The sequence below is a fragment of the Euzebyales bacterium genome, from assembly GCA_036374135.1.
Lineage (GTDB): Bacteria > Actinomycetota > Nitriliruptoria > Euzebyales > JAHELV01 > JAHELV01.
In genome coordinates this window covers 1-13514 of record DASUUK010000069.1, presented here as the reverse complement: position 1 = coordinate 13514, position 13514 = coordinate 1, and the positions used below count along the sequence as shown (strand labels likewise).

At 70.4% G+C, this 13514-nt stretch carries 16 protein-coding genes; 4 read left to right on the top strand and 12 right to left on the bottom strand.

Annotated features, from left to right (window positions below):
• The first annotated feature begins 32 nt into the window (after window positions 1-32).
• The 4 genes from VFZ70_11955 to VFZ70_11940 all read left to right on the top strand — a co-directional run bounded on the left by VFZ70_11955 (window position 33) and on the right by VFZ70_11940 (window position 3422).
• The gene (locus tag VFZ70_11955) at window positions 33-449 is read left to right on the top strand and encodes a thioesterase family protein (protein ID HEX6256510.1); all 417 of its coding nucleotides are present in this window, start codon (window positions 33-35) and stop codon (window positions 447-449) included.
• Window positions 450-598: 149 nt separating this feature from the next.
• On the top strand, window positions 599-2029 hold the full coding sequence (locus tag VFZ70_11950; protein ID HEX6256509.1) for an aldehyde dehydrogenase family protein: 1431 nt from the start codon (window positions 599-601) through the stop codon (window positions 2027-2029).
• Between the two features lie 12 nt (window positions 2030-2041).
• On the top strand, window positions 2042-2812 hold the full coding sequence (locus tag VFZ70_11945; protein ID HEX6256508.1) for an enoyl-CoA hydratase-related protein: 771 nt from the start codon (window positions 2042-2044) through the stop codon (window positions 2810-2812).
• A gap of 55 nt (window positions 2813-2867) precedes the next feature.
• Entirely contained in the window at window positions 2868-3422 is a 555-nt protein-coding gene (locus tag VFZ70_11940) for a TetR/AcrR family transcriptional regulator (protein ID HEX6256507.1), read from the top strand.
• A gap of 117 nt (window positions 3423-3539) precedes the next feature.
• Here VFZ70_11940 and VFZ70_11935 read toward each other — a convergent pair whose 3' ends face one another.
• The 12 genes from VFZ70_11935 to VFZ70_11880 all read right to left on the bottom strand — a co-directional run.
• Window positions 3540-4652: a glycosyl hydrolase family 8 gene (locus VFZ70_11935; protein ID HEX6256506.1), complete on the bottom strand. Its 1113-nt coding sequence runs from the start codon at window positions 4650-4652 to the stop codon at window positions 3540-3542.
• Window positions 4649-5677, bottom strand: coding sequence for a GtrA family protein (locus VFZ70_11930; protein ID HEX6256505.1), 1029 nt, complete (start codon window positions 5675-5677; stop codon window positions 4649-4651). Before VFZ70_11930 ends, VFZ70_11935 begins: the two co-directional genes overlap by 4 nt.
• Entirely contained in the window at window positions 5674-6369 is a 696-nt protein-coding gene (locus VFZ70_11925; protein HEX6256504.1) for a glycosyltransferase, read from the bottom strand. Before VFZ70_11925 ends, VFZ70_11930 begins: the two co-directional genes overlap by 4 nt.
• Window positions 6369-8102, bottom strand: a complete 1734-nt coding sequence (locus tag VFZ70_11920; GenBank protein ID HEX6256503.1) for a DUF4214 domain-containing protein — start codon at window positions 8100-8102, stop codon at window positions 6369-6371. The genes VFZ70_11925 and VFZ70_11920 overlap by 1 nt, the downstream gene beginning before the upstream one ends.
• Window positions 8099-9370 carry a glycosyltransferase gene (locus VFZ70_11915; protein HEX6256502.1) on the bottom strand — a complete coding sequence of 424 codons (1272 nt, stop codon included), beginning with the start codon at window positions 9368-9370 and terminating at the stop codon, window positions 8099-8101. Before VFZ70_11915 ends, VFZ70_11920 begins: the two co-directional genes overlap by 4 nt.
• A 357-nt stretch (window positions 9371-9727) precedes the next feature.
• Window positions 9728-10498, bottom strand: coding sequence for an enoyl-CoA hydratase/isomerase family protein (locus VFZ70_11910; protein ID HEX6256501.1), 771 nt, complete (start codon window positions 10496-10498; stop codon window positions 9728-9730).
• 135 nt (window positions 10499-10633) lie between these two features.
• Window positions 10634-11395, bottom strand: coding sequence for a Phenylacetic acid catabolic protein (locus VFZ70_11905; GenBank protein ID HEX6256500.1), 762 nt, complete (start codon window positions 11393-11395; stop codon window positions 10634-10636).
• The gene (locus VFZ70_11900) at window positions 11392-11598 is read right to left on the bottom strand and encodes a hypothetical protein (protein ID HEX6256499.1); all 207 of its coding nucleotides are present in this window, start codon (window positions 11596-11598) and stop codon (window positions 11392-11394) included. Before VFZ70_11900 ends, VFZ70_11905 begins: the two co-directional genes overlap by 4 nt.
• Before the next feature lie 2 nt (window positions 11599-11600).
• Window positions 11601-11810 (bottom strand): hypothetical protein, encoded by a 210-nt coding sequence (locus tag VFZ70_11895; GenBank protein HEX6256498.1) that lies wholly within the window; start codon window positions 11808-11810, stop codon window positions 11601-11603.
• Window position 11811: 1 nt separating this feature from the next.
• Window positions 11812-12141, bottom strand: coding sequence for a metal-sulfur cluster assembly factor (locus tag VFZ70_11890; GenBank protein ID HEX6256497.1), 330 nt, complete (start codon window positions 12139-12141; stop codon window positions 11812-11814).
• A 65-nt stretch (window positions 12142-12206) separates the two neighbouring features.
• Window positions 12207-13145, bottom strand: a complete 939-nt coding sequence (locus VFZ70_11885; protein ID HEX6256496.1) for a Phenylacetic acid catabolic protein — start codon at window positions 13143-13145, stop codon at window positions 12207-12209.
• Between the two features lie 149 nt (window positions 13146-13294).
• On the bottom strand, window positions 13295-13514 hold a 220-nt coding region (locus tag VFZ70_11880; protein HEX6256495.1), incomplete at its 5' end, for a LuxR C-terminal-related transcriptional regulator.

Below are 13514 nucleotides of genomic sequence, written 5' to 3'. Positions count from 1 at the left end.
ACCGGTCAGTCAGGGGTGTCAAGCGATCGAGGGTGACCGTGGGTGCGGGCGTGACGCTGCGGCGGCAACTGGACTGGATCGACACCGACGCCGCCGGCTACTGGCACCACAGCGTGCTCTGGCGGTTCATCGAGGCCGCGGAGGCACAACTGCACCGCGACCTTGGCATCATCGACGTCACGTTCGGCTTCACGCCACGTCGCCACGTCGAAGCGGAGTTCTTCGCGCCACTGCACTTCGACCGGCCGGCCGAGATCTCGCTCACGGTGGCGCGCGTCGGACGCACGTCTGCGACGTACAAGGCGCGCCTGACGTCGGCGGAGCGCCTGATCGCGACCGCACGGTTGGTCGTGGTCTTCATCGACGGCGACGGTCGTGCGTGCCCGTGGCCCGACGCCGTGGCGCGGGCACTGTCCGACGGCGAGCCGGTGGCGACCGCCGAACCTTGACAGACCGACCGGTCAGTCAGCTACACTCCGACCGTCCCGTCCCACGATCGCGCAGGGACGGGCCACACCGCCGGACGAGGCACCGTCACGGCCCGATCAGCCTCGCGGCGTCGTTGCGGGCCGGAACCAAGGAGTCCGACGTGGCCGACATGTGGATCGCCGGAGAGACCGTGTCCGGAGACGGCGATCGCCTCACGGTGACCGATCCCGCCACCGGCGCTGCGATCGATGACGTGCCCGAAGCGGGATCGCGGGGCGTCGATGTCGCGGTGGGCGCCGCCCGCGAGGCGTTCATGTCGTGGCGCACCACCGACGCGGCCGACCGTGCTGACCACCTGCGGGCGCTGGCCGATCTCTTCGAGCAGCACCGCAGGGAGCTCGTGTCCAGCCTGGTGGCCGAGCAGGGCAAACCGACCTTGGAGGCCAACGGCGAGTTCGCCCACTTCCTCGCAGGTCTGCGCTACTACGCCGAGGCGGCCACGAAGGTGAGGGGCAGCTACCAGGATCTGCCGAGCCAGTTCGGCCGGTCCTACGGCCTGATCGTCCGCCGCCCGCTCGGCGTGGTAGGCGCGATCATCCCGTGGAACTTCCCGTTGACGCTGCTGGCCAACAAGCTCGGCCCCGCCCTGGCGACCGGCAACACCGTGGTCGCCAAGCCGGCGGAGACGACGCCGCTGACGACGCTGCGCGTCGCCGAGCTGAGCGCCGTGGCAGGGCTGCCGCCGGGTGTCTTCAACGTGGTGACCGGCGGGCCGGACACGGGTGCGGCTCTGGTCGCGCACCCGGACGTGCGGCGCATCGCCTTCACCGGCCAGACGGCGACCGGTCAGAAGATCATGGAGACGGCCGGCCCGGCGCTCAAGCACGTCAGTCTGGAGCTCGGCGGGTCGGATCCCACGATCGTCCTGCCTGACGCCGACCTGGGCAGCGCGATCAAGATGATCCAGATCGGCCGCTACTGGAACTGCGGACAGGCCTGTCTGGCACCGAAGCGCGCCTTCGTCCACACGGATGTCTACGACGCATTCCTCGACCAGTTCGTCACCCGCGTCTCCCGCTACGAGCCGGGTCCTGGCACGTCGAAGCCCGAGAGGCCCAAGTTGCCCATCGGGCCGCTGCACACCGCCGCGCAGCGAGACCTGCTGGTCGCCCAGCTCGCCGAGGCGGTCGACCGCGGTGCCAAGGTGCTGGTGGGCGGTGAGGTGGTCGATGGCCCGGGCAACTTCTTCCAGCCCGCCGTCGTGGTCGATGTGCCGGGCGACTCCCGTCTCGCGACCGAGGAGGTGTTCGGACCGGTGCTGCCGGTGTGGCGGGTCGACGACCTCGACGAGGCCATCGCGCGCGCCAACGACACCACATACGGGCTCGGATCCTCGATCTGGACGACCGACGCGACGGCGATCGACCGGGCGATGCGCGAGCTCGAGGCCGGCGTGACCTGGGTCAACCAGCTGCATTACGGCTACGACGAGATGCCGTTCGGAGGCACGAAGATGAGCGGACTCGGCAAGGAGCACGGCCTGGAGGCCATCGCCGAGTACGTCGAGACCAAGTCCGTGGTCGTCGGCGGCCTCGGGTAGGACGGAGGATCCATGGCAGTGACCGCGGCCGTCGATGGCGGCATCGGCCGGATCACCCTCGACCGGCCACCGGCGAACAGCTACGACCCCGCGTTCCTCGACGAGCTCGACGATGCGATCGGCGTGGTCGTGACCGAGGGCGCGCCCGTCGCGGTCGTCGCGTCCGCCAACGAGAAGTTCTTCTCGGCGGGCGCCGACGTGAAGGGCTTCCTGGAACGGGACGCCGACGCGAACAACGCGATGGTCCGCCGCGCCCACGAGGTCTTCGACCGCTTCGCCGCGGAGGCGCCGGTGTTCATCGCCCAGATCGCCGGCCACGCGCTGGGCGGCGGTTACGAGATCGCACTGGCGTGTGACGTCCGCATCGCCGCCGAGGGCAGCTACCGCATCGGGCTGCCCGAGGTCACCCTCGGGCTGCTGCCCGGGACCGGAGGAACCCAACGTCTGCCCCGGCTGATCGGGCGGGGGCGCGCGCTCGAGCTCATGATCACCGGACGCGCCGTGCAGCCGGCCGAGGCCTACGACCTCGGGATGGTCGACCGGCTCGTCCCCGCCGACGAGATCGACGACGTGGTGGGCGAGCTCACGGCGACGCTGGTGTCCGGCGCGCCACTGGCGGTGGCGGCCGTCAAGCGCGCCGTGCACGACGGCGTCGACCTGCCGCTGGCGGACGGGCTGCAGCACGAACTGGACCAGCTGGCGCCGCTGTTCGCGAGCGACGACGCGCGCGAGGGCATGACCGCGTTCACCGAGAAGCGGCGTCCGTCCTACGAGGGAAGGTAGTCACATCAGCGCCGCAGAGGCCGCACCGGAGCTGTCGCCGCGTGAGGAGGCGCTGGTGCGCAGTGCCTACCGGGTGATGTCCCGCCAGGGTGGGCACCGGCTGTCGTTGCAGGACATCGCCGACGAGGCCGGCGTCAGCAAGGGCCTGGTCCTGTACCACTTCAAGAGCAAGGACCGGCTGTACCTGACGACGATGCGGTGGGCGCTGGTCCGCACAGCCGACCGCATCCGCGGCCGGCTGTCGGACACCACTGACGCCGCGGCGGCCGTGGCCGCCCTGGTCGACGCGATCTTCGTCGATCCCGAGCGCAACCACGACTTCACGCTGGTCTACCTCGACCTGATCGAGCACGCCGCACGTGTGCCGTCGTTCGGCGAGTTGTCCGCCGTCACGCACGACATCATCAACGGGCTGTACTCCGAGGTCATCGCGGACGGCGTCGCCCACGGCGTGTTCCACGTCGACGACGTCGACGAGGCCGCGGCGGCGGTGCGCGCCTACATCGAGGGCATCCTGCTGACGTGGCTGCAGGATGACTGGCGTGCCACGCACGACCGCTACCGGGCGCGGTGCGAGGCTGGCCTGCTCCGCCTGCTCGGGGCGGCCTGAGCGGCGCGTCCGCCACCGCCCCGGTATCGCCCCGAACGATGCGAACCGGACACCACGGACACCGCCCGCCGTGTCCCTGATGTCCGAACCGACGCGCTCGGGGCGCGGCAGGTCGATCTACCCGCACCCGGCCTGGCCGGTCTGCAGCCACATTCGGCCCAGCGCGATCCACGCCGCGCCGTAGTAGGTCGAATGCGCGCGTTCGAGCCGCTCGGCCTCTGCCAGCAATGCTGCGCGCGCCCCGTCATGGCCCGCCGCGTGTGCGGCCGCCGCGGCGGCGACCAGCATGACCGGGTTGCGTCCCTCCGCCGCCGACCGCCCGTCCAGTGTCAGGCGGTCACCGAGCTCAGCGCGTCGCGGGTAGACATCGACCAGCGACGCGGCCAGCGTCCGCCACCGTGCGTCACACGACGCGGCGGCACGGACGGTCGTGCGGGCGGCGTCGAGTCCGTGGTACGGCGTCGCGTCGGGTTCCCTGGGTGAGCCGATCGGGGTGATGCCGTCGTCCTTGTCTGCGCGAAGCCAGTCGGGAGGCAGGCGCGATCCGCCGGTCAGCTGACGCACGAGGGCGTAGCTGCCATCGTCGAGCCGCATCCAGGCGCCATCGACGCCGGTCGTCACGCGTAGCTCGCCGTACGCCACCGGGGACAGGTAGCTGGGGTTGACGATCGCCGTTCGTCCGTCGCCGTCCACCGCCCACGGGCCGGCGGCCAGCACCAACCCCCCGCCGCCCAGTCCCACGTCGGCGGTCGGGACGGCCTCGTGGTCGAGGATCGCCTGAGCGAGATCCGCTGCATCGCGCTCGAGTACAGGGTCGTCGAAGCGGCGCGAGGCGAGGACGAGCGCGTACGCGGCGTCGAGATCCGCGTCGGCGGCCGACTGCGGATCGACGACGCTGCCGTCGCGCCAGCGGTACGACAGCAGTCCGTCGCCCCGCCCCAGGTGCCGTCGTGTCCACCACCAGATCTGTCGGAACTCCTCCTCATCGCCCAGCGTGGCAGCGATCAGCATGCCGTACGCCTGGCCCTCGCTGACGGTGTCACCACCCTGGTCGCGGCGCACCACCCGACCGTCATCGACGTACCTGTCGAGGAACCGTCGGCCGGCCTCCCGCGCGGCACGATCGATGCCCGGTTGCCCACCGGACCGGCCGAGGACCGACACCGTCCCCGCGGCGCACAGCAGTGTGACCGCCAGCGCCAGTACCGCCATCGCCGCGCGTGTGCTCATGTCTCGGCCACGATGCGCCACACGCCCCGACGATCGGAACGCCCGGGGGCGTCGTGCGAGATGTAGAAGGTTCCGGATTCGTCCCCGACCTCGAACAGCAGGCGACCTCGTCGGACGGCTCCGGGCGAGACGGCGCGTCCGGCGACATCGGAGTCCGTGGTCACCGCCGCTGGGTAGACATGGCCGGCAGGGGTGTGCACGCGCCAGCGGGTCCGCCGGATCCGGTACGCCGCGTCGCTGTGGTTTGCCACCGCAACCGTGACGCCGAGGTAACGGCCGCGTTCCAGTTCGCTGAGGCCGTCGATCAGCTGGCCCCGCTCCACGGTGGTGGCGACGCCGTCCACGGTGACGCCGGCGCCGAGCACCGCCTCGATGTCCGACGCTGCGGCATGTGGCCGACCCGGGTAGAGCGCCGTGTACGGATCGTCGGGCACATCCGCCGTCGCCAACGCACCGGCGGCGGCGACCGGGACGAGCAGCAGCGCGACGCCGGCGACCAGTGCGCGACCCCACACGTCCGTGGTGCGCTGCCAGCCGTACAGCAGTCTCGGCGACCACAGGGGACGGCGAGGAGGTCGATGCGGGGACTCGCGTTGCCGGACCTGTCGCCCACGCGCGCCGCCGCGGGGCGTCGCGAACACCAGCCCGTCCAGCACGAGGTACTTGCCCACCCACACGACGCCGAACGCCCCGATGTTGACGACGTTCGCGGTGACAGCCGACGCCCCGGGGGACACCAGCAGCCAGACGAGGCCCGTCGACAGGGCGAAGCCGACGGCGGTTGTGATCGCGAACAGCGTGACCTCGGTGCGCTGTCGTGTGCCCCGCGTCCGCGGCCACACCCAACGGCGGGACGCCGGATACGTGAGCACCGCAGCGATTGACACGGCGATCGTGTTCGCCGTCACGGCCGGCAGCCCTGCGAGCTGAAGGCCGAACAGCATGAGCTGGGTGCACACGATGCTGCACGCCGAGACCGCGCCGAACCGCCCGGCCCGCCGGAACCGTCCTCCGATGTCCCTCACGACGACAGGCGCAGCCGCAGGAGGTGGGTGCCGAAACGGATGCCCTCCCGCAGGGACGCGTTCGACGCGCCCGCCAGCCGCTCCGACATCTCGTACGGCAACTCGCGGACCGTCTCCCAGGAACCGCGGACGAGGACCTCCAACAGGATCTTGAATCCCACGGGCCGCAGCGGGGCGTCGTGGACCACGCGACGACGACAGGCGAAGAACCCGGCCAGCGGATCGCGCACCGGCCGCGCCCGCCGCAGCAGCAATCGTGCGGCGGTCCTGCTGACCCTCGACACGAGTACACGACCGAGGCCGTCGAGGCCTCCCGTTCCGTCACCGGCCGCGTACCGACTCGCGATCACGACGTCGACGTCATCCAATGCGCGCCACAGGTGGACGAGCATGGCCGGGTCGTGCTGCAGGTCGCCGTCCATGACCGCGAGTGCATCACCGCGGGCGGCTGAGAAGCCCTCACACACGGCCCCCGACAGGCCACCCCGGCGCTGACCGGCGCTGCGGTGGAGCACGCGGACGCGTCGATCGCCCAGCGCGGCGATGACGTCGGGCGTGGCGTCGTCGGAGTCGTCGACGAAGATCAGCTCCCACTCCGCATCCTCGAGTACGGCTGTGACGCGGCGCGTCAACGGCACGACGTTCGCCGCCTCGTTGCGGGTCGGCACGATGACGGACAGCAACGGACTCATCAGCGGTGCTCCCTTCGGTAGGCCGCGTCGGCGAGTGCCTGGATGACCTCGTCGTGCGTGGTGCCCGTCCGCAACCGATGCAGCCAGCCGGTCAGCTCGTCGCGGCGCGGCGCGCGATCGAGGAACTCGCGGTAGTGGTCAACGACGAACTGGCGGTCGGACGTCACGCGCGCCGGCACGCCCCCGCGATGGATGCGTCGCACCTCGACGGGTTCGCGGTCACCGAACGTGGCGACGGTGACGCTGTTGTCCAGCGCCGCTCCGATCTCGGGAAGGTCCTCGGCGGAGTCGCGGACGATCTCGCTCGCGATGACGTAGTCGAAGGCGCGATGACCCCGTGGGAACGCGACGCCGACACCGGCCGGGTCGAGATCGAGTTTGTAGAACCAGACGACGTTGCGCTCCGGGAAGCGTGCGGCGACGAGATCGAGCCACAGTGAGTTGTCCACCAGCAGTCGTGCGTCCGGCTCGACGTTGGCGGTGACCCACCGTTGCGCCGCCCGCAGCGCCGCGTCCTGATCGTGGGTCGCGGCGGTCCGTACACCTTCGACCCACGTCGGCCCGATCAGTGCGGTGAGCACCAGAGCCGCGAGCACGCTGACGACCGCGGGGAGCGCACCGACACGGGCCCGGGGCAACGCCGCTCTGGACAGTGCGTCGAAGGCACCGGCGACCAGGAGTGACGCGGGCATGAGTGCGGCGACCACATAGGGCACCGGCAGGTAGCCGGGGCGCAGCACGATCAGGCCATGGATCGCGGCCATCAACGCGTACGGACGCAGCCTCGGGATGAACAGCGCCACACACGCGGCAGCCGCGCCGAGGCCGAGCAGCCACGGATCCAACTGCACCCAGTTGCGGATGGTCTCCGCCGAGTCGCCCCCGGTGCGGCCGAGCTGGAACGCGATCGCGTCGATGACCGACACACGATCGGGCGACGTGAGCAGCTCGCCCCTGAGCAGCGCATACACCGGGTACAGCAGCCCGGTGAGCACCAGCACGGACCAGAACAGCGACCACGCGTACATCCGGTTGGCGGCGTCGGTGTTGCGCCACATCTGGTAGACGAGCGCCGGCAGCACGAGCAGGAACGTCTCCTTCGACAACACGGCGCCGGCGAAACACAGCGCGGCGCCCGCGTAGGCCGACAGGCGATGCCGCGGTGTGCAGGCGAGCACGAACGCACCGATGAGCCAGGGCATCGCGAGGTTGTCCAGGAACACCATGCGATGCATCGACAACGCCAGCGGCGACGCGGTGTAGAGCACGAGCGCGACGACGGACCACCCCCGCGCGAACCCCAACCGTCGCGCCAGGACGTACAGCAGACCGCTCGAGACCAGGTGGGCGACCAGCATGGCCTCGCGGCCGGCCGTCACCGCGTTCCCGCCGCGATCGAGCGCTCCCGTCGAGGCGAACCAGCCCGCCAGTTGCATCCAGCCGAGTGGTGGGTGGTCGTACCAGTAGGTGTACGGCGACAGCGCGCCTCTGGTCAGCAGCGACCATGCCTGGGAGACGTAGGTTCCCTCGTCGTCGAAGCGCACGGGGAACGTCGCCATCCCCCACGCGTGGACGACCGCAATGGCGCCGAGTGCGACCGAGACGACGACGATCGACGTCGCATGCGTGTGCAGCCAGGACGCCAGCTGCGCCGTCCAGGTGGTGCCGGCCGCGGCGGCGACACCGGCCGGGCGGCGGGCCACCGGCACCCGGGGCGCGGAAGTCGTCGTCATGCCGTCGACTCCACACGCGCCGGCGCGCGATGCAGTCCGTGGTGTGCGGTCTTCTCCCACCCGCGTTCGCCACGACGCTCGCGGGCCACCGCGCGTACGGCCGCGGCCGCGAGGAGCATCTGGTACGGGAACGCGCCGATGATCAGCCGGGCGTGGTCGACGATCCTGGCCCGGCGACCGTAGACGGCGCAGAACTCGCGCAGCGCCGCGACCTCGACCGCCAGGGTCGCCAACAGTGGGATCAGCGGCGTGAAGCTGAACAGCGCCAGACCGATCGGCACCTGCAGCCACAGGATGGTGACCAGCGCCACCACCACAGCCAGTCCCGTGAACGCCTGCAGGAACGGCATCGCGAGCACCAGCCGGGCCAGCACGCGCTGCCGACCGGTGCGCAGCCGCGCCCAGTCTCCCTTGCGGAGCACCTGCAGGAACCCCTGGTTCCACCGCGTCCGCTGCCGGACGAACGACGCCAGCGTGTCCGGTGTCTCCTCGCGCGTCACGAGGTCGGCGTCGTAGCACACCGCGACGCGGGCGCCGGCGGACGACATACGGATGCCCAGATCGCAGTCCTCCGCCAGGCAGTCAGTGTCCCAGCCACCGATGCGGCGGATGGCTCCGGTGCGGGCGAACACCGTGTTGCCACCCAGCGGGACCAGGCCCAGCTCGGCGTACCGGTGCAGACGGCTGCGGAAGTGGAAGTAGTACTCGAGCACGTTGCGCAGCGCGTACCAGCTCGAGTCGTGGTTCATCAGCTGGACACCGGCCTGCACGATGTCGGCGCCGGTCGCGCGGAACTGACGATCGATCGCCGCGAGGAGGTCGGGGTGGACCTCGTCCTCGGCGTCAAAGATGCCGACGATCTCACCCCTGACGTGCGGGAGTGCGACGTTCAGCGCTCCCGGTTTGCTCTGCGGCGCCGGGTCGACGACCACGTCGATGCGCGCGGGGAAGCGTGCAGACAGACGTTCGGCCACCGCGGTCGTCGCGGGATCGTCGGCGCCGACGATCACGATGATCTGCAGGCGGGGGTACCGCTGGGCCGCCAAGCCGGCCAACGTGTCGGCCAGCACGTTCTGCTCATGCCGGGCCGGCACCAGCAACGTGAAGCTGAGCGGCAGCCCCGGCGCCGGCTGCGAGACGAACGTGGACGCGCGCACCAACTCGGGCGACGTCCAGACGTGGACCATCCACCACAGGCTGACGCACGCGAAGCCCAACAGGCCCGCGATAAACAGCACGTAGAGCACCGACAGTGCGACCGCGATCATGTTCGCGGTGCGCGAGACGTCGCGCGCGGCCGCTGCGAACGGTCACCAGCCGACGGCGCTGTGCGCACGACCGCGCTGCACGCCACAACCCGCAGGTGTAGCTGATCCTTCACCGAAGTCCTGCCATCCACGTAGAAGCTGCGTGGTTGCCACCACGACCCGAGCAAGGCCTGCGGGTCTTGGCAGGACTGATGAACAAGCTATCACGGGCGAGCCGGCGGTGTGGCGTCTTTGGACCTCGAAGCAACCATTACTGACCGCTGCCGCCGTGAGCGACCCGATTCGGACAGCACGGACACCGCCCGCCGTGTCCCCGATGTCCGAATCGGCTCGCTCGCCCCGGCCGGCGTGGGCGAGTCAGTCGGGCCGGCCAGCGGACCGGTCGCGGGCGCGCGCGAGGCGTTCGGCGAACTCGTCGGTGCCGACCAGCAGGCTCTGACCGAGCGTCTCGACGCTCAGTCCCGTCGACAGCGGCAGCCCGGCAACCGTGCCCAGGACGCGCTTGGCGACCGCATACGCGTCCGGGCTGCGACCCGCGATCAACCGGAGCCGGTCACGCACGCAATCGTGGAGCACGTCGTGCGCGACGACCTCGCTGACAAGGCCGATGGCATGCGCACGTTCCGCGTCGAGGTCGTAACCGCCCAGCACCAGGTCACGGGCCGGCGCCAGGCCGACCAACTGGACCAGCCGCGCGATCCCGCCGTGCGCAGGCAGGAGACCCAGGTGGCCCTCACGCCACAGCAGCCGCGCACGCTCCGACGCGATCCGCACGTCGCAGGCAAGGGCGAGCTGGGCACCGACACCCGTCGCGACGCCATTGAGCGCGGCCACGACCGGCTTCTCGATGCGCTCGATCAGTCCGACGACCTGCGTCAGGTCATGGCTGGCGAACCGGAACGGGATGTGATCGGTCTCGTCGAAGCGGGACAGGTCCCCGCCCGCCGAGAACGCGGGGTCGGTCCCGGTCAGCACGATCGCGTCGACATCGCCGTCGACCGCCGCGTCGGCGAGTGCGGCCGCCAGCGCCTCCTGCGTCTCCACGTCGATGGCGTTGCGGACGTCCGGCCGGTGAAGGGTGATCCACCGGGTGCCCTCGTCGGTGGCGACGAGCACCGGGTCACCCATCGGCGTCCCTCCCACCCCGGTGACGGACGCGCTCGAACGGGCTCCCGCACGCGTTGCAGAACCACTGCGCGGTCATGAGCAGCGAGCCGTACGCCGCAATCTGCTCGACACGGTCAGAGCCGCACCAGGGGCAGGTCAGGCCGTCGTCTCCAGGCGGCGCTGGAGCGGGTTCCAGTGCTCCCACGGCAGCTCCTCACAGGTCCGATCGCCGGGTGTTCCCGATACGCCGATGTCGTACTCGAGGTCGAGCAGCACGGGCGCGACGACGTCGAGGTACGCCGAGCGCATGCCCGCGCCGTCAGCCGTGAGCACACTTGCCTCGCGGAGGATCCGGACGCCCTCCTCGCCGTCCGGGCCGAACCAGCACAGCACCTCGGGCAGCACCGTGGTCAGGGGCCCGGTCAGATGGCTCCGGCCGTGCTCCCACCGCGTCGTGAGCTCCACCAGCCGCCCGCGCGCGAACTCGGTGTTGAAACGCGACTCGTCGAGCACGCGGTGCAGGCGGCGCACCTGGTCCTCCGCCGGCGGCTGGAGCGCACGCAGCACCACGTCGAGTGCGGGGTCGACCAGGAACATGGTGGCCACGGCCTGACCCCACGTCTCGAACGGCGCATCGAGCGCCGCCATGTTGTAGCGCCGCGTCCGGCCCTCGTCCGGGCTCGCAAAGCCCCCGTCGATCAGTTCGTCGACCAACGGATACAGCGTGCGGGCCTGTCCCAGGTGACCCTGCGCGATGCCAGCGGCGGCGACGGCGCTCTCGAGGCCCGGCGCGCCGACCGCCCACTGCGACAGCCACCGACCGAGGTGGTACTTGTTGTCGGCGACCACGCCGAGCAGGTTGGCGATGCCGTCGTCGATCGCCGCCTCGCGCGTCGCTTCGGCGTAGGGCGATGTCATGCGACCCGCTCCCGCTCGCGGCGGGGCGCGGGGGCGCCGTCGCGCAGGATCCAGATGATCGCGTCGGCGGGAATGACGACCAGCTCCAGCCAGTCGGTGCCGACGTCCAGGTCCTCCAGCGCCGGCGTCGAGGCCGCGTCAACGGTCGTCACGAACGCCAGCGGTTCGGCGTACTCGGTCCGTCCGAACACCAGGTGCTCCATGGTCACTCCGGTTCGATCAGACGGACGACCGCGTCAGCAGGCACGACGAACATGTCCTGCCATCGGCGTTCGTCGTACAGCGTGTGCGCGAAGATCACCGCGTCATCGTCGTTCGTCGCCTGCACCTCGCCCCCCTGGTGCAGCTGCGGTTCCTTGTCGTGGCGCACGTACACCTCGTAGGCGCGCATGCCGGAGTGTGCGGGCAGCGCCACGTCAGACCACCGCCACCGCGCGGAGCAGTTCCAGGCCGTGGGGCGTGACGTCCCGCCGGGTCCACGGCTCGAGCACGTCCTCCACGACGGCACGGTGCACACCCGACACCGCGCCGACCGCCTCGACCACGTCCTCCCGGATCATCTCGACGCACGGGCAGGCGAGCGACGTGTAGGTCAGCCCGACCGTGACCACGCCGTCGGTGATGCCGAGCCGACGGACGAGGCCGAGGTCGACGATCGACAGCGGCAGCTCGGGATCATCGACACCCTGCAGCGCCGCCCACACCGCATCGCGGTCGACCGACCCGTCACAGCGCTCGACGGCCACCGCGCCACCATGCGACCGACTGCTCGGGATCGCACCTGAGCCAGCGCTGCCGCTCCCCGACATCATCACGCCGCCCGCGAGAGCTGGTCGACGCCGCGCTGCAGCTGACGGACGAACCGTTCGTTGGAGGGGCCGCGTCCGCGCCAGCGGACCATCACATCGTCCCAGCTGATCGCTCCCCTGGCGTGGTCCCACTCCTTGGCTTCGGGGTCGAACCCCATCGGGAAGGCGCAGTCGATGACGAACTCGCCGGCGTCCTCGTCGTAGTGCGCGGGGACCTCGAAGCCGTGCTTGTCACAGAACGGGACGACGGCCGACATCCAGGTCTGTCGCAGTTCGTCGTTCGTCTTGCCCTTCAGCCCGTACCCGACCTGGTCCTTGTGGCGCTTGAGCTCGTCGGGCAGACCGAACCACTCGAGCGTCAGGATGAACATCCAGTCCATGGCGCGCTGGATGTCACGCTTGGCATCATCGTCGTGCGCGAGCTTCGCGATCCACCGTTCGCCGTGACGCAGGTGGAACGTCTCCTCGCGGTCGACCTTGACGAGCGCTCGCTTCCACGGGGCGAACGTGGTGTGCTCGAACACGTCCGACAACAGCACGAAGCCCGCGCGGTCGTAGAACGCGTTCGCGACGATCATCTCCGACCAGTTCTCGAGCGGTACGTCGAACGCGTAGGGGTGCTTGAACTCGTGTGGCTGGCGTCCGTAGACGAGCTCGTCCACATCGACGCCGAGGTCGCGCAGCATCCGGTAGGCGATGTGGGCGTGACCGACCTCGTCCTGGATGATCGACACGATCGACATGTAGCTCGACGTGTTCGGCGCTGACGCGGCCGCGCCCAGGTACGAGGGTGCACTGATCAGCTCGGTGTCCGCCGACACGATCAGGGTCCGCTCGAGCGCCTTGAGGTAGTCGTCGGAGGCGTGTTCGACGCCTTCGACCAGGCGTCCGGCCGCGATCCGCTCGCGCAACTCGTCGTTCGACAGGCTGCCTCTGCTCATGGCCTCTAGCTCCCCAACACGGTCAGACCAGACTAACCGACCGGTCAGTCAGCGTCAATGGTGGCGCCGTGGGCGACTGTTCGTTCCGCATGGCCGACCCGCCTCCCGCGTCGATCGAGGGGAGGTACGTGCTGGGGACAGCCGAGCCGTCAGATCACGGCGTCCCTCGCGCGAGTGCTCGCCAGGTACGCGGCCGCCTCTGCACGGCGTGACATGTGCATCTTCGACAGGATCGACGAAACGTAGTTCTTGACCGTCTTCTCGGCCAGACCGATCTCGTCGCCGATCTCGCGGTTGGTCCTGCCGAGCGCGATCAGCTCGACGATGCGGATCTCGGTAGCCGTCAGCCTGGCCAACCGGTCGTCGCCG

Bases quoted from the DNA above. Each gene is read 5' to 3' on its own strand.
- VFZ70_11950 (HEX6256509.1), top strand. From the start codon at position 599: ATGTGGATCGCCGGAGAGACCGTGTCCGGAGACGGCGATCGCCTCACG.
- VFZ70_11945 (HEX6256508.1), top strand. From the start codon at position 2,042: ATGGCAGTGACCGCGGCCGTCGATGGCGGCATCGGCCGGATCACCCTC.
- VFZ70_11935 (HEX6256506.1), bottom strand. From the start codon at position 4,652: ATGAGCACACGCGCGGCGATGGCGGTACTGGCGCTGGCGGTCACACTG.
- VFZ70_11925 (HEX6256504.1), bottom strand. From the start codon at position 6,369: ATGAGTCCGTTGCTGTCCGTCATCGTGCCGACCCGCAACGAGGCGGCG.
- VFZ70_11920 (HEX6256503.1), bottom strand. From the start codon at position 8,102: ATGACGACGACTTCCGCGCCCCGGGTGCCGGTGGCCCGCCGCCCGGCC.
- VFZ70_11915 (HEX6256502.1), bottom strand. From the start codon at position 9,370: ATGATCGCGGTCGCACTGTCGGTGCTCTACGTGCTGTTTATCGCGGGC.
- VFZ70_11910 (HEX6256501.1), bottom strand. From the start codon at position 10,498: ATGGGTGACCCGGTGCTCGTCGCCACCGACGAGGGCACCCGGTGGATC.
- VFZ70_11905 (HEX6256500.1), bottom strand. From the start codon at position 11,395: ATGACATCGCCCTACGCCGAAGCGACGCGCGAGGCGGCGATCGACGAC.
- VFZ70_11900 (HEX6256499.1), bottom strand. From the start codon at position 11,598: ATGGAGCACCTGGTGTTCGGACGGACCGAGTACGCCGAACCGCTGGCG.
- VFZ70_11885 (HEX6256496.1), bottom strand. From the start codon at position 13,145: ATGAGCAGAGGCAGCCTGTCGAACGACGAGTTGCGCGAGCGGATCGCG.